The following is a 19,865-nucleotide window of genomic DNA, read 5'->3' on the forward strand; positions in this document are numbered from 1 at the left end:
ACATACAACTAATTTTTAATAGCCAATGTTTAATCTTTTTTCCAATCTTAATATCTTTTGGCTTATTATTTGATTAGCATTTATTAAATAATATTCATAACAGATACATATCATGAAAAAGTTAATTGTACATACCGCGATACTCACTTCGCTATTGCTTATAACAGGCAATTTTGCACAAGCTCAAGAACAACATAAGGGCATAAGCTCACAAGGCAAGGGCGCTATAATTGGCGGTGCCGGCGGCGCAGTTGTGGGTGGCCTTATTGGCCATAATGTTGGCGGCGCTTTAATAGGAGGTGCAATAGGTGCAGGTGGTGGTTACGTTATAGGTAATGAGCACCGTAAACACGAAGAGAAAAAAAGACGCGCTGCTTACCGGGCGGCCTATTATCGTAAGCATGGCCATTATCCAAACGCTTATGTTTATCAAAAAAGACATTAATATAAAGCCCATTAACATAAAGCCTGTAGCTACTGTTACAGGCTTTTATATTTAATAGTATTTTACTATATATTTCTTGACTATGGCTTTAGTGAAGGTTATTATGCCTTTAAATTTGAGTGCGTTTTAATTATATCTATTAAGTTGTAAATAAGTTGTAAATAAGTTGTAAACTAATGAAACAAAAAAATACAATTCACAACCAAATGTTATTCATTATGTTGTGAATAAAAAAAAATAAATTATATTTGTTTTATACCGTTCGAAAAAATATTTGCCACGCCCAAGCTTAATTTTGCACATCTCATTTTTTAAAATTTTCGGATTATTTAATCCTTATCAATGTCAAAACGTATTTTAATATTAGACGACAATCAAGACATACTGGATATTGTTCATGAAACACTTGCTTATGAACAATTTGATGTAAAAGGCACTTCTAATGGCGAAGATGTTATGCCTTTTGTTGAAGAATTTAATCCCGACCTGGTAATATTAGATTATCGTGTTGCGGGTATGAATGGTGGCGAGCTTTGCAAGCAAATAAAATGCCATCCTAAATATAAGGATACGCCGGTAATTATATTCTCTGCTTACATCAATCATGATGATGAACTTTTTGATTATGGCTGTGATGCCATTATTAATAAACCATTTGATTTAACCGAACTGGTTGAAAAAGTTAATAGCCTCATCTCTTAAACTCATTTCCGATACTATTTTTTATTTTAATTAAATTTTTACCAACTTAAAACAATAAAAAAACGCGTGTGTTACCTGTTATAAAAGCATTAATAAACTATTCAAATAACACACATACTTTTTTTAATTATAATGCTTACTATTGTTATAACTTAACTAAAATCATTAAATGAAAATTTTTATCGCCAAGCTTCCTTATCAATACCAGGAGGCTGACATTACAGAATTATTTGCCACGTATGGCGAAGTTAGTTCTGTTAACCTGATTATGGATCGTGAAACCGGTAGAAGCAAGTGCTATGCTTTTGTTGAAATGCCAAATGATGATGAAGCTCAAAACGCGATCACTAATCTGGATGAAAAACAAATACTTGACAAAGCAATTGCTGTAAGCCAAGCCAAAGAAAAAACCGACAGGCCAAGTGGCGGTGGTGGTTATGGAGGCGGTGGCGGCGGCGGTTACAGCCGTGGTGGAAACAGTGGTGGCGGTGGCTATCGTGGTGGAAACAGCGGCGGTGGCGGTGGTGGCGGTTACAATCGTGATAAAAGCAGCGGCGGTGGAAGCTATCGCGATAAAGGTAATGGCGGCGGTGGAAGCTATCGCGACAGAGGTAACAATAAAGGAAACTCGGATTATTAATCTGCAGCACATAAAATAAATGAGGCCGTCTCTAAAAGAGACGGCCTTTTATTTTTATGTGTTTTTAAGCATTAAAACTTAAAACCTAAACCAAACTGCCAAACCTGGTTACGGTAATCGGGCACATAAGTATTGCCATAATTATCTGTTTGTTGCATATCAATAGTATATCTTGCATGCAAATCAACAGATCTGTTAATATCAAAACTTACTCCAATAACTCCATCTAAAAATGATTTATGCCCATTGTTGTTTTCGTAATACTGCTCGCTTGATATGGTAAAGCCATTGTTATAAGTATTTGTAGTAGAAAGCAAATACGACAATTGCGGGCCAATATAAAAGTTAAACGCAGGCCCTACTTTAAATTTAGCCAATAAAGGGATGTCAATAAAATCAGTACGTTGGGTAAAATTTCCATCTTGCGTAGCTGCAGTATATCCTTTTTGCGAGTACAATACTTCAGGAGCGAAAGATAAGGGGTAAATTAAAGGCAAATTAAACGTAATACCCGCATTAAGCCCGGCTAAGCCGCCTGTGCTATAATTTGAATTATAAGAACTAACTGAGTTTGATACGTTTACCCCCACTTCAAAACCTACCGTGGGTTGATAAAAATCACTATTATTATCACCACTTCTATCGTTGCGCGGAGAATGATAATATCGTTGTGCGCTTACTGAGCCCGCAACCAGCAGGCCAATAGCTAAAAAGAAAATTTTTTTCATAGTGGTATAAGTTATTTAGTTAATAATGCCTTTTAGAGTAAAACTGTTTGCAAAGGTTTATTTACTGCAAAATTTAGTATTAAAATTTATGCAAATTCCTGGTAACATGCGAATTGATTTATCGTCTTATTCCTTAAAACATGCATTAACCATTAAAGGTTTGTTTTATCCATAAAATCACTTTTAATGCCTCCTCCTATTTTTATAGTTAAAATTTTTAAATACATTTATTTTTTAAACCTATAACATGAAACAAAAATTACTCTTGATTAGTTTTGTATTGATTGCTTTTGCGTCAAACTTAAAAGCTCAAAGCAAAAGCATTATTACCTGGAAACAAGCTACTTCCGGGGGATACACTTATAAATACGTAACAGGTGACCCTACTCACTCCCGTTTTTATGTTTTAAAAAATGGCTTAACCGTTATTTTAAGCCCTACTAATAAACAGCCGCGCATACAAGCGTATATAGCGGTTAAAGCAGGCAGCAAGACCGACCCGGCCGACCATACCGGCCTTGCACATTACCTGGAGCATATGATGTTTAAGGGGACTGATAAATTTGGCACAACAGACTGGACCAAAGAAAAACCATATTTAGATAAAATAGATGCCTTGTATGAGCAATATAATTCTACTAAGGATGAAGCCAAACGTAAAGAGATATATAAAGAAATTGACAAAACATCAGGCGAGGCGGCTAAGGTATCCATAGCCAACGAGTATGATAAAATGATGGCGTCTATGGGCGGGCAAAACAGCAATGCCTTTACTTCATTTGAACAAACGGTTTATACAGAAGATATCCCAAGTAGTTCTATTGATAAGTTTTTGACGATGCAGGCAGAGCGTTTCCGTAACCCCATAATGCGTATTTTCCATACCGAGCTGGAAGCCGTTTACGAGGAGAAGAACCGTACGCTGGATGATGATAGCCGGAAAGTTAATGAAGCCATGTTTGCCGCCCTGTTCCCTAACAATAACTATGGCAAGCAAACCACTATAGGTACAATTGAGCATTTAAAAAACCCTTCTTTAAATGCTATCCGCAATTATTATTACACTTATTACGTGCCTAATAATATGGGTGTTGTGCTTTCGGGTGATTTTAACCCGGATATAGTGATCAAAAAAGTTGACGATCATTTTAGCTACATGAAGGCAAAACCTATTCCTGCTTATACTTTTGAACCAGAACAAACTATTGTGAGCCCAATTAAACGTGACGTTTATGGCCCAAATCCTGAAAACTTAACTATTGCATTTCGTTTTCCGGGCGCCAGCACGCGTGATGCCCGCCTGCTCGATCTGATGGGTTCAATGCTAACTAATGGCAAGGCTGGTTTATTTGATCTTGACCTGGTTAAAAAACAAAAATTATTAAGTGCATTTGCAGGTGATTATACTTTAAAAGATTACAGCGTTTTATTACTACGCGGAAATCCGGTTAAAGGGCAATCATTAGACGAAGTAAAAGACTTGATGCTTGCTGAAATAAGCAAATTACGAAAAGGTGAATTTTCGGATGACCTGATCACATCTATAGTAAACAACGCGAAAAAAGACAAGATAATAGATAATGAAAGTTATGTAAACAGGGCCAATAACCTGATGAGCGACTTTACTTCGGGCGTTGATTGGCGTACCGATATTGCTACAATTAATGAACTTTCTAAGATTACCAAACCGCAAATTGTAGCGTTTGCAAATAAATATCTTAATGAAAATGATTATGTAATTGTTTACAAACACCAGGGCGAGGATAAAAATATAATAAAGGTTGAAAAACCGGCTATTACCCCGGTTGAAGTTAATGCTACGTCACAATCTGAATACCTAAAAAAAATCAATTCCATACCATCAACTGCAGTAAAACCGGTTTGGCTTGATTACCAAAAAGATATACAAAGGGCCAAAGCCGGTAATATTGATGTTTTAGCCGTTCAAAATAAAGACAACAGCATCTTCAGGCTCTACTATCGTTATGATATGGGTAGCTGGAACAATAAGTTATTACCTATTGCTGCCCAATACCTGCAATTTTTAGGCACCAAAACAAAAACAGCCGAAGATTTTAGCAAAGCGTTTTATAAACTGGCAGCGTCATTTAATCAAAACCAAATTATAACTACCGGTACCGAAATTACACAGGTTAGTTTTAACGGTTTACAGGAAAACTTTATCGCGACTGCTCAATTATACGAAGATCTGCTGGCCAATTGCCAGCCCGACGAAAAAGCTTTGGCCGGGCTTAAAACACGTTTAAAAAGAGCAAGAGATAATGCTAAATTAAATAAAGCGACAATTGCAGCCGGGCTTAGAAGCTATGCGCAATATGGCCCGTCTAATCCGTTTAATTATGCATTAAGCGATGATGAATTAGATGCCATAACAGCCGATGACCTGGTGAAAATTTTGCATTCGCTTAATAATTATAAGCACACCATATTATATTATGGGCCGCAAACAGCTATGCAGACAGCGCTTACTTTATCAAAAGTGCATAAAACACCCGCTGCCTTTACTCCTTATCCGGCTAAAAAACAGTTTACAAGAATAGCTAATACCGGCAACCAGGTATTATTTGCCAACTATGATATGGTACAGGCAGAGATTTACTGGATTCGAAATGAAAATGAATATAATCCTGCTCAAACTCCCGAAGTTGAATTATTTAACAATTACTTTGGTACCAGTGGGTTCACGTCAATAGTTTTACAAAACATACGCGAAGCAAAAGGGCTTGCTTACTCGGCCTATGCTATTTATGCGGCACCGGTTAAAAAAGACGATCGTAATTACTTTTTAGGTTATGTGGGTACACAGGCCGATAAATTGAACGATGCAATTAAAGCCATGAATGAATTACTTAATACCTTACCCGAATCTGAAAAGGGAGTGACCGACGCCAGGGATAATATCCGTAAATCATTAGAAACCGAACGTATTACGCAGGAAGATATTTTGTTTAATTACCTGGCGGCCCAACGTATGGGTTTAAATTATGATGCCCGAAAAACCATTTTTAACAGCCTGGATAAAATAAATTTTGCAACTATTAAAAATTTCCATAGCACGCAATTAAAAGACAAACCATACACTTACTGTATAGTGGCATCAGACAAACGTGTGAGCGATAACGACCTTAAAAAATATGGCGAGCTGATAAAACCGGATATGAAACAGATTTTTGGCTATTAATGACTAATAATGTGTTTAATAACAAGCATTAAATAAATTGTTTACTAAACATACCGGCTAATTTGTGCTTAAATTAATATGTGGTATAGGAATTGTTATTATAACAATAATTTCCTATACCTTTTTTATTAAGGGACTTAATATAATATACCCATGCGACGAATATTAGCGGTTGATGACGATAAAGACATACTAGAAATTTTACAATTTATACTGGAAGATTCAGGATATGAAGTAGAAACTTTAGCGGATGGCCACTTTTTATTTGATAGAATAAAAAAGAATCATCCCGATCTTATAATATTAGATATTATGCTGGGCAATATGGATGGGCGCGAATTATGCCGGAACGTAAAAGCAAAAAAAGAAACACATAACATACCTGTTATTTTACTTTCGGCCAGCCATGCGGTTACCGATACCCGCAAACAAAACGGCAACCCCGATGATTTTATAGCCAAGCCATTTGATATAAATGTGTTATTGAGTAGTGTAGAAAAGCATTTGGCTGCTGCATAATTTAGTTATTTGTCAATAGCCATTGGTCAATAGTCAATCGGGCTATATCAAGTCCCTGGGTCTCTATGGTAAATTTTCACCACAAAGTGGGTAAAAAAGTCGCAAAGTAACACAGAGGAGCTACATCCCCAAAATATAATTCTGTTTTGATTTTTTCAATATCAATTTTGATACAGCCCCATATACGGTAATACTAATGGCAAATGACTAATGGCAAATGACCAATGGCAAATGATCAATGACGAATGACCAATGACCAATGACCAACACATAAAAGTTTTCCACATACATACCATCTATTTTCATACTTGCGTTTATAAAGTGTTTTCCACAGTTGTTAATTACTATTGTGGATTGCATTTTTGTGTTTAGCTAATTTAGCACCACTATTTTTGTACACGCTTTATGATAAAAATCAAATACGGTCTCTTCCTTTTTTTTGTATTTTTCGCTTTCAATTTATTCGCGCAGCAAAACCCTTCATTTGATGTTTATAATACTTACCATGCCGCAAACAATCTGTTAGAAAAAGGTAAATACGTTGCCGCTACACAGCAATATAAGCTGGTGATGGATTCTAAATTAAAAACCAGCAATCAGCCGCAATTCGAATCAGAACTTTCACTGATAAAAGAAAATGCCCAATACTATGTAGCATTTTGCGCGCTTGAATTAGGTAATGATGATGCTGAAAGCCTTTTCTTAAAATTCATTAAAGAACATCCCGAAAACCCGTTAACCAAGCTGGCTTATTTCCAGATAGGCAAATCATATTCAAAACAAGGAAAATATAAAGAAACACTGCTTTGGTTTAATAAAATAAGCGCTGCCGAGTTAAGCGGAAGCGAAAATACCGAGTATAAGTTTCGTAAGGGATATGCCTATTTTGCTTTAAATGATTACAAAAACGCGCAATTACTGTTTAGCGAAGTAAAAACCCGGCGCTCGCAATTTACTGATGACGCCACTTACTATTTTGCCTATATAGCTTATTTGAATCAGGATTACCATTTAGCGCTGGTAAATTTTGAAAAGCTTAAAAATTCAAAAAAATACATCAACAGCTATCCATATTATATAACTGCCGTTTACTTTTTAGATAACCGTTATGATGATGTAATAAGCTACGCGGTACCTATCATCAACAGCACCCTTCAGCAAAACGAAACGGAGATGCTGCGCGTAATTGGCGCTTCATACTTTGCAAAATCAGATTATGATAACTCGGTTAAATATTACAACCGGTTTGAAGAGCGCGATCTGGGCAAAACCCAAAGCACGCAGGATAGCTATCAAATGGGCTATGCTTACAATAAAATAGGCAACTACGCAAAAGCTGCCAGCGAGTTAGAAAAACTGATTGAACAGACTGATGTTTACAGCCAGAATGGTAACTATATATTAGGCGGTGTTTTCCTGAAGATGGATAACAAGCAAAGCGCGCGTAACGCGTTTTTTGTAGCATCAAAATTAAGCTTTGATAAGCAGCTGCAGGAAGATGGTTTGTATGAATATGCCAAGCTATCCTACGAACTTGATTTTAATACCCAGGCGCTTGATGCTACCCGCTTATACTTAAAAAATTACCCAACCGCGCAACGCACTACAGAGGTTAAGGTTTTATTGGGCGAGGAATTATTGAACTCGCGCAATTATAAAGAGGCTGTTGATATACTGGAGCCTATCCCCAATAAAACACAGAGCGCCAAAATTGCTTATCAGAAAGTTACTTATTACCGCGGCCTTGAGTATTACAATGAGCGCGCGTTTGAAAACGCTATTGGTATTTTCCTGCGCTCATTAAAAGTACCGGTTGATCCTAAAATAAAAGCGCTAACCACTTACTGGATGGCCGAGGCGATGTACGAAGTGCGTAAATATGGCGAATCGGTATTAACCTTTCAAGACTTCCTGGACCTACCCGAGGCACAACAAACCACTGTGTACAACTATGCAAATTATGCATTAGCCTACGCAGCCTTTGGTGGTGAGAAATATAAAACAGCAGCCAACTATTTTCAAAAGTTTTTAAATGGCGATGAAAAAGATAAGAACACTATAAATGATGCTATAACCCGTATTGGCGATAGTTATTTTGTATTAAAAAGTTATGACAGGGCTTTAGAATATTATGATAAAATAATTGCACAACACAGTAAAGGCGAGGATTACGCCTTATTTCAGCGGGGGATGATACAAGGTTTACGTGGATCGTTAGATTTAAAAATAAGTACCCTCAAGGATGTTTTAGCATCGTTCCCAAATTCTGATTACGCGGATGATGCTGATTTTGAGATTGCCTATACCTATTTTTTAAAGAATGATGGTGTAACTGCAAGAAACAACCTGCAAACCATGATTCAAAAATACCCGCGCAGCAGTTATATACCACGCGCGCTGGTTACCATTGGTTTGATAGATTACAATGCCGGGAATGATGACCTTGCAATTGAATCATTTAAACAGGTGATAAAAGACTACGCATCCACAGATGAAGCAAAACAGGCCCTTAAACAGATAGAAAAAATATATACCGATAAGGGTGATGCGCAAACTTTCATCGCTTATGCTACCACTACCCCTATTGGCAATTACTCGGCAGCCGAACAGGAAAGCATTATGTACACAGCCGCCAATAACCTTTATTTAAAAGGCGATTGGCAAGGCACTGTTGCTGCTGTTAACGCTTACTTTGATAAGTTTCAAACCAAGCCCATATATGATAAGCAATCAAGGTTTATACGTGCGCAAAGCCTGGTTAATTTAAAAAGACCCGATGAAGCAGTTAGCGATTACAACGTGATATTAAATGATTGGACCAGTACCTATACAGAGCAATCATTGATAAGCATGTCTAAGCTGTACATCGCGCAGAAAAAATATAATGAAGCGGTAGTATTTCTTAAAAAATTAGAAATAACCTCTGAATATAAGGCTGATTATGCCTTTGCTATAAATAACCTGCTGTTATGTTACTCGCAAATGCACATGGCTGATGATGTGCTGAACTATGTAAAGCTGGTAAGGCAGAACGAAAAATCTGCACAGGAGGATAAGTTTAAAACCGGCCTGTATGCTGGCTTGGCTTACTTACAAAAGGCTGATACCACTGCAGCTGTAACTGAACTGAATTATACCATGAGCAACACTAAAACAGTTGCCGCTGCCGAAGCTAAATATAACATCGCCAACATTCAATATTTAAAGCGCCAGTACAAAACATCGCAAAAAACCTGTTTCGAGCTGCAAAAAGATTTTCCGAATTATGATTACTGGGTAGCCAAAGCTTTTATTTTGTTGGCTGATAATTATGTGAAGCTAAAAGATAATTTCCAGGCAAAAGCTACACTGCAAAGTATAATTGATAATTACAAAGGCGATGATGAGATATTATCAACAGCACAACAAAAGCTTGATAAAATATCACCGCCCAAACCTGCTAAGGCACAGGGAACGGATGAAATGAAATCCGACACTACTCAAAACGCAAAACCGGTTAACTAAGGATAAAAAGAAAACAAGCACATGAAATTAAATTACACCTACACGCTGTTTACTTTGATCATGGTATTATACTTTGTTCCGGTTAACGCGCAAAAAACCAGTAAGACTAAAAAAACCGCGGCTGTTAAAACAGTAAAGAAACAACCTGCAAAAACTATTGCCAAACCTGTAACCGCTAAGAAACAAACAGATGCCAGATCATTAGGTGAGGCTGCAGCAAAAGTAAGCAGTAAGGACACTGTTAAAAAAGGCGGTGGCGGTTCGGGCGTTAACCCACCTAATGGCGGAAGTTTATCAGAAGAAATTGTGGTAACTACGGCCTATAAACCGGTATTGGCTGATGCAGTAAAAATACGCCGCAATCCCGACCTTGAAGATAAAACACCGTTTAAGGCACCATTAAATTATGCGCCGTTAGATAAACGCCTGGAACGCAATACAGAAATAAAACAGCTGGATGCCATGAAAATGCCGGCGCAGCAGGATAGCGTACCTTTAAATAATTATATAAAAGTGGGTGCCGGCAACTTAAAAACCACCTTTGCCGAAGGATATTTTGGTAACGGCAAAGATGAAGCACTACAAGTGGGGGGCTACTTTAAACACCTGGCGCAAAACGGCACAGCTTATTACAAACAAAACACCAGAAATGACCAAATAGGTGTATTTGGTAAAAGCGTTGGCGATGTTAATACTTTAACCGGGCGCATAGATTATACCAATAGCAGTAACTATTTTTATGGGTATGATATGTATGCACCTCCTGCCTCATTACAATTGGCTCACCAATATTTTAATACCATTAGCGGCGAGGGCGAGATTGCCAAGAATTATAAAGACGTTGAAAATGATTTTACATACGCCTTAAAATTAAAAGGCTACGCGTTTGGCGATAGGTTTAATGCAAGAGAGAACAACCTGGTGCTTTCGGGCTTTTTAAACCAAACCATTAATCAATTTTATACAGGTTTAAGCGCTTCGCTTGATCTAAGTACACAAAAAGATTCGCTGTATTCTTATAATAATAGCATTGTAAGATTGAATCCATACATCAAGTTTCAGGGTACCGATTATAAAATTGATGCCGGAATAAATATTGTCGACGAATTTGGTTTTGCTTCGCGCTTTTCTATATTCCCTGCCGCCAAATTAGAATACCAGGTAATACCCAAATATGTGCGCTTGTTTGTTGAAGCAAAGGGTGATGTAAATAAATCATCCTTACGCGACTTTTTTGGAATTAACCCCTTTCTTGGGCAAAACATCGCCATTAAAAACTCGGTCGACCAGCTTGACCTTACTGCAGGTATAAAAGGCACCCTTGCCCCAGGCCTCGGCTTTAAGGCTTTTGTATTTAGAAACAATGTTAAAGACATGCCGCTGTTTGTAAACAACTTTAATTTGGCTGCTGGCTATAACCGCTTTATGGTAATTTATGATAATGGTACATCGCGCGTAAATGGCTTTAATGGCGAGCTGGATTATAAGGCATCAGACGATGTGAATATTTTTGGAAATGTAGTGTTTAAAGATTACCACATGGCTTCAGAGGCGCTTGCATGGAACCTTCCAAAATTTAAGCTAACAGCCGGTACAGCTATCAATATAAATGATAAAGTTAAAATTACAGGTTCGTTATTGTTTCGTGGTGTAGCTTATGACAGAACTATTAGTTCATCAAACCTGCCTAACGCAAACAGCGCTCCTGTTACTACTATAACAGCAATTAGTTCATTTGCCGACCTTAGCGGCGGCATTGAATATAAAGTGAATAAACAAGTATCGATTTTTGGGCAGGTAAATAATATTTTAAATACAACAAATCAAAGCTGGTTGTATTATCCTGACTATGGATTTAATATATTTGGCGGCGCCAGTTTTAGTTTTTAGCCGGAAGTCAATAGCCTAAAGTGGCAACTACTTAAGGCTATTGACTTTCGACTTACGACTAAACTATTTGATGTTATATAATTAACCGTTACTTTTAGCAAATGGATGTAGGCTTTTATTTAGGTGAATTGCTAATGCAGCAGGGCGAAGTAAGTGTACCAGGATTAGGTTACTTTGTACGGGCCCGCGTAAGTGGTTATTATGATGAAAATGAGGGTAAATTTTATCCGCCCTACCATCAGGCACAATTTGATATACAATCAATAGATAATGATGCCTTTGCCGAATATATTGCCAATAAAAAAAATATTTCTATAGCATCGGCCAAATATTTCTCTGAAAAATATATTACCGGCTTAAAACAGGATGCGTTAATTGGCGAAGTACCTATTGGTAACTTAGGCTGGTTTTATACCGAGTCAAGCCTGCTTACCTTCAAACCGGCGCAAAAAATAATTGACGATGCCCTTTTTTACGGATTTGAGCCTGTTAAAATAAAGAAAACCGGGCACAGTAAACCGGAAGAAGCTCCCAATGCAGAGCTGGTCTTCCCGCCAAAATTAATAACTCCAGAGATACAACCTGAAGAGACACAACTCGAGCCTATACAAACACTACTTCAAGAAGAGGAAGCAGGAATATCACCTGAGTTTTTTGATGCCGATGAGGAGGAAGAAAAAAGCAATAATGGAGTACGTGTATCGCTAATAACACTTGCGGTTATTTTACTTTTAGGAACAGGTGCATTTGCTCTTTACAAGTATGAACCTGATACGTTTTATAAGTTGGCATTTTGGAAATCTAATGCCGTGATGATTGCTCCTGTTAAACCAAAAGGAGCTGCACGGGCAGTTGATAGTGCTAAAACAGATAGCGTTAAAACGGACACCGCATCTGCCAAAATTGCAAAAGACACTCTTGCCAAAACTGCGTTGACAACCAAGAAAATTGTAACAACGGTTCCAAAAACTGTTGTGCCTGCTCCAAAAGCTACAGTTACAACAGAAAACACACCAACACAAAAAGCCGCGACGCAGCAGCCAAAAACTAATGTAATAATTCAGAAACCGGCGGTGGTCACAACTAATCCGGGTACGTTTCAAAAAGCTATTGTGAAGCCTGAAAAAACAGGCGCAATAAACGCGAAACCATCCGACGCTGTAGGCACCAGGCGCTATGAAGTTTATGCATTTACCGGCAGTAACATTGCCGAGGTTAACGCGGCTATAAAGAAAATAAAAAAAGCAGGACTTGACCCACGGTTAGTAACCGACGCACCAGACACGCTTTATCATATATCAATTGGTCATTTTGCAACTAAGCAAGAAGCCACAGATTGTGCAGTTAAAGCCATAGAAGGTAGTAAAGTGCCGGGTGGCTACGCTTACGGAATTGAAATTATACCATCAAAATAACACAACACCATAATGCAAGCAGTTACAGATACCGTTACACACCTAACAGATACCGCCAAACATGCGGCACAGCAGTTGGCAGCCATACCAGATCAGGACCTTCGCTTTGGCGACCTGCTGCTTAAAGGCGGGTGGGTAATGCTGCCCATTGGCGTATTAGCCATATTAGGGCTGGTTATATTTTTCGAGCGGTATTTTACTATTCGTAAAGCTTCAAAAAACGAATCGAACCTGCTGGTGCAGATACGCAGCAGTATTCATTCGGGTAACCTGGAGTCGGCTATGGCTATTTGCCGTAACAGTAATTCGCCGTTGGGGCGTATGCTGCAAAAGGGATTATTAAGAATTGGCCGCCCAATAAAAGATATTGAAGGTGCTATTGAAAACATAGGTAAAATTGAAGTAGCCAAGCTGGAAAAAAACATAGGTATTTTAGGCATAGTGGCGGGTATAGCCCCCATGTTTGGTTTCTTGGGTACCATTGCCGGGGTTATTAAAATATTTTATGATATCTCTAAAACAGATAACATTAGCATGGGTGTAATATCCGGCGGTTTATATGTGAAGATGGTAACATCAGCAGCAGGGCTGTTTGTGGGTATTGTGGCCTATGTGTGCTACCATATTTTAAATATGATGGTGGATAAGGTGATATTACAATTAGAGACCGATGCCATTGAATTTATTGACTTGTTAGAAGAGCCGAGCAAATGAATTTAAGAAAGAAAAAAAGAGGGGCCTCTGCCGAAGTGCATACTTCGGCCATGAATGATATCATGTTCTTCCTACTTTTGTTTTTCCTTATCGCATCAACAGTAACCAATCCAAACGTTATTAAACTGATGCTGCCAAAATCGTCAAGCGGGCAGTCGGTATCAAAAAAAACCATTACGGTATCTATAACCAAGGATCTTAAATACTACGTTGATAAAAAGGAAGTAGCGGTAGCCGATCTGAATACAACGCTGTTGGGCTACAAATCAATAGCAACCGAACTAACCATAGTTTTATATGTAGATAAAACCGTTGCCATACAAGATGTGGTACAGGTTATGGACATAGCGCAGAAATTGAATATAAAATTGGTTTTGGCGACAGAACCTAAAGGGTAAATTAGTCATTGGTCACCTAGTCATTAGATAATTCAAACCAATGGCTAGTGACCAATGTCCAATGACTAAAAAATGAACTATACAGAAGAAAATAACTATCCAAAAGCATTTTTAGCAACAGCCGTTATACTGGCTGCTGTGATGGCTTTATGTTATTTTATTGTGTTCACCAATCCCCCACCGCCGCAGGATGGTACGGGTGGTATACTGGTAAACTATGGCACTACTGATGAAGGCATGGGTAGCGATTATATAAGTACGGAGCAACCGTCCATGTCAGAAAAGGCAAATCATACCAAGCCTGATAAAGTTACCACCGCCCCGCCTACCGAACAAAAAACGCAGGCCGAAAGCAGCGATAAAACAGTAGTAACGCAAAACACCGAAGACGCGCCCGAAGTTGCGGCTAATACTAAAAAGCCAACCAATACCATAGCTACGCAGCCTACCAAAGCGGTTGCCAAGCCTACGGTAAACCAAAACGCGCTGTATAAAGGCAAAACCAACAACGGCGTTGGCGAAGGTGACGGCACTACCAATACGCCCGGCAACCAGGGCAAGCCAACCGGCAGCACGCTAACCAATAACTATAACGGCACAGGATCTGGCAATGGCGGTAGCTTGATGATGGAGCAGCGCAACTTTACCAACAAACCCGCAATAAATGACAATGGCCGCCATACCGGTAAAATAATGGTTGATATACGGGTAGACAAAAACGGTAATGTAATATACGCCCGTGCAGGCGCGCGCGGTACCACCATAAGCGATGCCAACCTGCTGCAAAAATGCGAAGACGCCGTAAAAAACTCCAAACTAAACGCGCTTGAATCTGCCCCAGATCCGCAAATTGGTACGGTGGTGTTTGTGTTTAAGGTGAATTAAAGCATAGTAGCAGTTAATTGCATTTGATATGAGATACATTTTCTTTTGCATTTATAATTCACAATATCTTGACGGAAAAAACAGGGTAAATACTACTCCATGGTTTACTGCTGTTTGTATGATGATGGGCGGAAGTTTTTGTTGTGTAGCAATTCTCGCGGAGATTTATTATTTCTATATCTTAAATCAAAATTTTCCATCAGAAAATTCCTTTGCTACATTCTTGGTTTTATTTGCTATTCACTATTTTTTGTTTATCAAGGATAAGAGATATGAAAAAATATATGACCATTATAAAGCTTCTCCTTTTAATAACAGGAAAACCAATGTATCCGTAAGTCTTTCATATATTTTTATTCCTGCCGCAATCAGCATGTTAATTGCGATGAAATGGCACAAGGTTATCTGATTTGCCAATTATAGAAGTTAGGCAGCACAAGATAGAGGCATAGCCTCGGCCTATATTGTAACAACGGATTTCAATCCGTTGGGTTATGAAAAAATACATAAGTAAAGAACCGTAGGTTCGGCCCATTTAAGATCAAATATGTATCGTGCCTACTGCACTCGTTGCTTATGTGGGATCAGTTGCCAACGGGTTAAAACCCGTTGTTACAAGATTTATCCGAGCCGATGGCTCTTAAAAAAAGCTAAAATCTTTCGAACACTCCTAATTATAAATCCCTACCACGGGTGACTAAGGTTATTATAGACAGAAATTACTTCATACAAAAATAGAGGCCAATAACAGATAGTATTTGCACACAAACTACTACCGAAAGTTTCTTAAGTCCCGTTATTTTGGAAGGTACAAATACATAAGCCGCAACGGATAAAAAATATATGGCCATTGCCAACCCTCCAACTATTAAAAGATTTGGACCTTCAGTATCATTAAAAAAGAAGAACAATGCTCTGGAACAAAGGATGGCCGTTGCGCCCAAAATCACTAACGAAATCTTTTTTGATTTTAAATTCATATTTGTGATGTTATTGTACTGTCAAGGGATACTTTCTTTTCGTATTCCGAAGTACGGGGCTTTGTGGCTTTCTTTTTAGCCTGCTTTTGCCGTAGTATAAAGTTACGAAAATTAGGCAATGGCATTAATCAAAATTATTATTTTGATACTAATAGTTGTAAGTTTGCTATTATGAATAGCTTGGTCGAGTCTAACTTATCAGAAATAAAAGATGTAATGCGAAGCTATGGCGTGATACGGGCTTACCTGTTTGGCAGTGCCGCCATTGGAAATATGGCTGACGATAGCGATGTGGATTTTATGGTAAGTTTTAACCCCGATCTTAGCTATACAGAGTATGGCAACAATTATTTCCAGCTTATATATGCATTACAAAAGCTTCTTAAAAAAGATGTAGATATTGTAGCAGAAGAAACAATTACTAATCCTTATTTACTTCAGCGTATAAACAGTCAAAAAATAGCTGTTTTATGACCGTTGAAGTGAAAAAACTTTTGGCCAGTTTATATCGATATTTACCTTGATTCCTAAACATAACTGTGCTTGTTGGTGATAAAACACCAACAAGGTCAAAAAATATATGACGCGTAGAAAATAGATTCTTACTTTAAAACAATTTCTTAAGTTTAAAGCCTAATTTTATCTAATTATTAGATTTATGACTTATCTCATTATTGGGTTTTTATTATCTGTAGGTGCTGGCATAGTTGCTTTTATTGATAAGAAAGAAGCCAACAAGGAAAATCAAAAAAGCAATAAGTTTAATACATTAGCATTTGCCGTTTTGATAATTGGCGCTTTTACATCTCTTTGGTCAGGGTACAATTCACAAAAATCTGGTGATAAAGCTCAGCATAGAGCTGACTCAGTAAGCAGAGTAATTATAAATAAACAAAAGGTTATTGATTCAATCAATCGTTTATTATATGCAAAACAGGATGACATCATTAAATTACAAAAAAATCAAATTGATACATCCAGCCGAATATTATCCACCAGTTTAAAAACGAATTTATTACAACAACAAATTGGTCAACTTCAAAGTGAACTAAAAAGTGAAATTACAGGTGGAAAAAGCAAGCCTATCTTGCTTTTAACTGTCAGTCGAATTGTAATTGATAATAACACTCAAAAAAAATATTTTGTCCTTTTTTTTGATATTTTAAATAACAGTGATTATGCGCTCCAAAACGTAAAAGCCATAATTTACGATACATATGGTATAGATATGCGTATGTATGGTGTTCAATATGTTAGAGATGGACTTAGTGAAAAAACCGTTAAACCTGATATAAAGGACTATAATTCTACAAATCATTTCGATGGAATAGGATCAATCTCAAAAGGATCTAAATACCCTCTTTATATAACAACATTTTGCCCAGAACTAGCAAAAAACAGAAGTCTTGGTTATCCAATTGAAATAAATTGGTTCAATGGCCATTTCACTTATTTTATTAATCTTAAAATTGAAGGTGAAACGCTAAATCTTGATTCTGTACAATTGGTGTATAATGGGACAAGGATTAATTATAATAAATACTTCAACTTTTTAAAGTTTAAGTAACATAAACGACCTCCGTTGTCCGCAGTATTCAAAACAATCCATCCGTTATTCGACTCAAACAACTACGTAATGAAGCCAACCATCATGCAGAATCTTGTTTCATTTTGTTACATCACCTTTAAATTAGTCTATTTATAATTATTTGGTTATCAGTTTAATATAGAAAAATTACCCATAAAAAAACAGACGAATAAGTTGTTACATTTTGTTACATCACTTTTTCGTAATTATTTAATTTTCAATAGGTTAAGTCGAAATCTTGTTACACTTGTTACATTTTGTTACACTATTTCGTGTAACAAAGCTATCGTGGTGGTTGCGCAAACAACTACGGAGCACCCACCTATTTATTATATTTGCATAGCAAATGAACTACCAACAAACCATCGATTATATTTACGCACAACTACCGATCTTCACCCGCGTAGGTGCATCTGCCTACAAGGCTGATTTGGGTAATACCATTGAGCTTTGCAATCGCCTTGATAATCCGCAGAACAAATTCAAAAGCATACATATAGGCGGCACCAATGGCAAAGGCTCTACCTCGCACATGCTGGCGGCTATTTTGCAGATGGCTGGTTATAAAACCGGGCTGTACACCTCGCCGCATTTAAAGGACTTTAGAGAGCGTATCCGTATTAATGGCGAAATGATAAGCGAGCAGTGGGTTATTGATTTTGTGGCCCGGCATAAACCCGATTTTGAGGATATCCAACCCTCATTTTTTGAAATGACCGTTGCATTGGCCTTTGATATTTTCGCTAAGGAAAAGGTGGATATTGCAGTTATAGAGGTAGGTTTAGGTGGGCGGCTTGACTCTACCAATATCATCACCCCGCTCCTATCCATCATCACCAACATCGGCTGGGACCACATGAATATCCTGGGTGATACCCTGCAACTCATCGCCGCGGAAAAAGCGGGTATTATCAAACCCAACATCCCCGTAATTATTGGCGAGAAGCAGGATGATCTTGCCGATATCTTCATCCGCAAAGCGAAACAACAAAATGCGCCAATAAGCTTTGCATCAGAGTTATTTAATTCAAAAGTTAAAATTCAAAATTCAAAAGGATGGAATGATCTGTTAGAGGTTGAGATTACTCAAAACTCAAAACTCAAAACTCAAAACTTACAACTCGACCTTACCGGCAGCTATCAGCTTAAAAACGTAAAAACTGTGCTATCCGCAGTAAATGAGTTACGCGCCCAAGGTTTTGTTATTACTGATGAGCATATCAAAACGGCCCTGCGCCAGGTTAAAACACTAACCGGTTTGCATGGGCGCTGGGAGGTTTTAAATAATTTACCCTTAACCATTTGCGATACCGGGCATAATCCCGAAGGTATAGAGGAAGTATTGAAAAACATTGCCAATGTAAAGTTTAAGCAATTGCATTTTGTTATTGGTGTGGTGAGTGATAAGGACAGCAGCAGGGTTTTAGCTATGCTGCCCAAAAATGCGATATACTATTTCTGCAAACCTGATATACCGCGCGGTTTAGAGGCCGAAAGTTTAAAGGAAAAAGCTGCCGGTTTTAACTTACATGGTGAAGCTTACCCATCTGTCACATCCGCTTTAGCGGCAGCACAGCAAACAGCAGAAGATAACGACCTTGTTTTTGTTGGTGGCAGTACATTTGTTATTGCCGAAGTTGTTTGAAATATCCTATTTTTACCCCACATAAAAATAAAACATGAGTACAATTAAATGGGGAATTATTGGTTGCGGTGACGTAACCGAAATCAAGAGCGGTCCACCGCTTTATAAGGTACCTAACAGCAGTTTAGTAGCGGTTATGCGCCGCAATGGTGAGAAAGCGGCTGACTATGCCCGCAGGCACAATGTTGCCAAATGGTATGATGATGCAGATAAATTAATGAATGACCCCGAGATCAACTCGGTTTATATCGCTTCGCCCCCGGGGTCGCATTTGGGTTATGCTTTGGCTGCCTTGAAAAAAAATCTGAACGTATACCTGGAGAAACCCATAACCCTAAATGCCGCCGAAGCACGCATAATAGCTGATGCGGTTAAACAAAGCAAAGGCAAACTATCTATAGCACATTACCGCCGCGCGTTACCTATGTTTTTGTATGTAAAGGAGCTGATAGACAATGGCAGCATTGGCGATATACGCACCGTGCAGATAAGGCTATGGCAAAGCATAACACCCGAACTGGTTACCCATGTGGAAGATAACTGGCGCATACAAGCCGAACATTCGGGCGGTGGTTATTTCCATGATATGAGTCCGCACCAGCTTGACCAG

17 protein-coding genes are annotated in these 19,865 nt (G+C 38.1%); 15 read left to right on the forward strand and 2 right to left on the reverse strand.

The window, feature by feature from the left end; genetic code table 11:
* Positions 1–112 precede the first annotated feature (112 nt).
* The 3 genes from JWP71_RS05310 (at position 113) to JWP71_RS05320 (ending at position 1,787) form a co-directional block, all read left to right on the forward strand.
* The gene (locus JWP71_RS05310; RefSeq protein ID WP_299497723.1) at positions 113–445 is read left to right on the forward strand and encodes a YMGG-like glycine zipper-containing protein; all 333 of its coding nucleotides are present in this window, start codon (positions 113–115) and stop codon (positions 443–445) included.
* A 342-nt stretch (positions 446–787) separates the two neighbouring features.
* Entirely contained in the window at positions 788–1,147 is a 360-nt protein-coding gene (locus JWP71_RS05315; protein WP_299497724.1) for a response regulator, read from the forward strand.
* 169 nt (positions 1,148–1,316) lie between these two features.
* Positions 1,317–1,787 carry an RNA-binding protein gene (locus JWP71_RS05320; protein WP_299497725.1) on the forward strand — a complete coding sequence of 157 codons (471 nt, stop codon included), beginning with the start codon at positions 1,317–1,319 and terminating at the stop codon, positions 1,785–1,787.
* A gap of 71 nt (positions 1,788–1,858) precedes the next feature.
* Here the strand turns inward: JWP71_RS05320 and JWP71_RS05325 are convergent, their stop codons facing one another.
* Complete coding sequence (locus JWP71_RS05325; protein WP_299497726.1) at positions 1,859–2,515, reverse strand: porin family protein; 657 nt, start codon at positions 2,513–2,515, stop codon at positions 1,859–1,861.
* A 247-nt stretch (positions 2,516–2,762) separates the two neighbouring features.
* On the opposite strand from JWP71_RS05325, the gene JWP71_RS05330 reads away from it, so the two are divergent.
* From JWP71_RS05330 to JWP71_RS05365, 8 genes are all read left to right on the forward strand, one after another.
* Entirely contained in the window at positions 2,763–5,717 is a 2,955-nt protein-coding gene (locus JWP71_RS05330) for a M16 family metallopeptidase (protein ID WP_299497727.1), read from the forward strand.
* 153 nt (positions 5,718–5,870) lie between these two features.
* Complete coding sequence (locus JWP71_RS05335; protein ID WP_299497728.1) at positions 5,871–6,236, forward strand: response regulator; 366 nt, start codon at positions 5,871–5,873, stop codon at positions 6,234–6,236.
* Between the two features lie 405 nt (positions 6,237–6,641).
* On the forward strand, positions 6,642–9,740 hold the full coding sequence (locus tag JWP71_RS05340) for a tetratricopeptide repeat protein (RefSeq protein ID WP_299497729.1): 3,099 nt from the start codon (positions 6,642–6,644) through the stop codon (positions 9,738–9,740).
* 21 nt (positions 9,741–9,761) lie between these two features.
* Complete coding sequence (locus JWP71_RS05345; RefSeq protein ID WP_299497730.1) at positions 9,762–11,630, forward strand: hypothetical protein; 1,869 nt, start codon at positions 9,762–9,764, stop codon at positions 11,628–11,630.
* 101 nt (positions 11,631–11,731) lie between these two features.
* Entirely contained in the window at positions 11,732–13,045 is a 1,314-nt protein-coding gene (locus JWP71_RS05350; protein ID WP_299497731.1) for an SPOR domain-containing protein, read from the forward strand.
* A gap of 12 nt (positions 13,046–13,057) precedes the next feature.
* Positions 13,058–13,759, forward strand: coding sequence for a MotA/TolQ/ExbB proton channel family protein (locus JWP71_RS05355; protein WP_299497732.1), 702 nt, complete (start codon positions 13,058–13,060; stop codon positions 13,757–13,759).
* Positions 13,756–14,157, forward strand: coding sequence for a biopolymer transporter ExbD (locus JWP71_RS05360; protein ID WP_299497733.1), 402 nt, complete (start codon positions 13,756–13,758; stop codon positions 14,155–14,157). Before JWP71_RS05355 ends, JWP71_RS05360 begins: the two co-directional genes overlap by 4 nt.
* 72 nt (positions 14,158–14,229) lie before the next feature.
* Entirely contained in the window at positions 14,230–15,042 is an 813-nt protein-coding gene (locus JWP71_RS05365) for an energy transducer TonB (RefSeq protein ID WP_299497734.1), read from the forward strand.
* 719 nt (positions 15,043–15,761) lie between these two features.
* Here the strand turns inward: JWP71_RS05365 and JWP71_RS05370 are convergent.
* A complete protein-coding gene (locus JWP71_RS05370) occupies positions 15,762–16,022 on the reverse strand; it encodes a hypothetical protein (RefSeq protein WP_299497735.1) in 261 nt (86 codons plus the stop codon).
* Between the two features lie 171 nt (positions 16,023–16,193).
* Between JWP71_RS05370 and JWP71_RS05375 the strand changes: the two genes are divergently transcribed.
* The 4 genes from JWP71_RS05375 to JWP71_RS05390 form a co-directional block, all read left to right on the forward strand.
* A complete protein-coding gene (locus JWP71_RS05375) occupies positions 16,194–16,496 on the forward strand; it encodes a nucleotidyltransferase domain-containing protein (RefSeq protein ID WP_299497736.1) in 303 nt (100 codons plus the stop codon).
* A 184-nt stretch (positions 16,497–16,680) separates the two neighbouring features.
* Positions 16,681–17,589, forward strand: a complete 909-nt coding sequence (locus JWP71_RS05380) for a hypothetical protein (RefSeq protein WP_299497737.1) — start codon at positions 16,681–16,683, stop codon at positions 17,587–17,589.
* A gap of 367 nt (positions 17,590–17,956) precedes the next feature.
* Positions 17,957–19,255, forward strand: a complete 1,299-nt coding sequence (locus JWP71_RS05385; protein WP_299497739.1) for a folylpolyglutamate synthase/dihydrofolate synthase family protein — start codon at positions 17,957–17,959, stop codon at positions 19,253–19,255.
* Positions 19,256–19,289: 34 nt separating this feature from the next.
* Positions 19,290–19,865: Gfo/Idh/MocA family oxidoreductase (locus JWP71_RS05390; protein WP_299497741.1), on the forward strand; the 576-nt coding region annotated here is incomplete at its 3' end.

The organism is Mucilaginibacter sp. (genome assembly GCF_028287845.1).
Taxonomy (GTDB): domain Bacteria; phylum Bacteroidota; class Bacteroidia; order Sphingobacteriales; family Sphingobacteriaceae; genus Mucilaginibacter.